The organism is Psychrobacter sp. TB20-MNA-CIBAN-0197, assembly GCF_040309765.1.
Taxonomy (GTDB): domain Bacteria; phylum Pseudomonadota; class Gammaproteobacteria; order Pseudomonadales; family Moraxellaceae; genus Psychrobacter; species Psychrobacter submarinus.
Genome location: NZ_JBEOPC010001313.1, coordinates 1 through 240, shown reverse-complemented (window position 1 = coordinate 240; position 240 = coordinate 1). Strand labels below are relative to the sequence as shown.

At 60.8% G+C, this 240-nt stretch carries 1 protein-coding gene; it reads right to left on the bottom strand.

Annotated features, from left to right (window positions below; translation table 11 throughout):
• Nucleotides 1-3 precede the first annotated feature (3 nt).
• Nucleotides 4-240, bottom strand: a 237-nt coding sequence (locus AAEY83_RS18210; protein WP_351061504.1) for a hypothetical protein, incomplete at its 5' end; no start/stop codon positions are given.

The following is a 240-nucleotide window of genomic DNA, read 5'->3' as shown; positions in this document are numbered from 1 at the left end:
AACTCAATGCGCTGCCACAACTGGTACGACTGAACCTGAGCCATAACCCGCTGGGGCGACTCGATGCCACGGCTTTGAGCGGGCTCGAGGCCTTGAATCTGAGATCGACGGATTTGCTGGCCTGGCCCACCGGGGCGGAAACTCTGCCACGGCTGTCATGGCTCGATTTACGAGACAACCGGATCGCGTGCCTGTCGCCGCAAGCGCTGGCGCATCCTGACGCATTGATGAGGACGAATC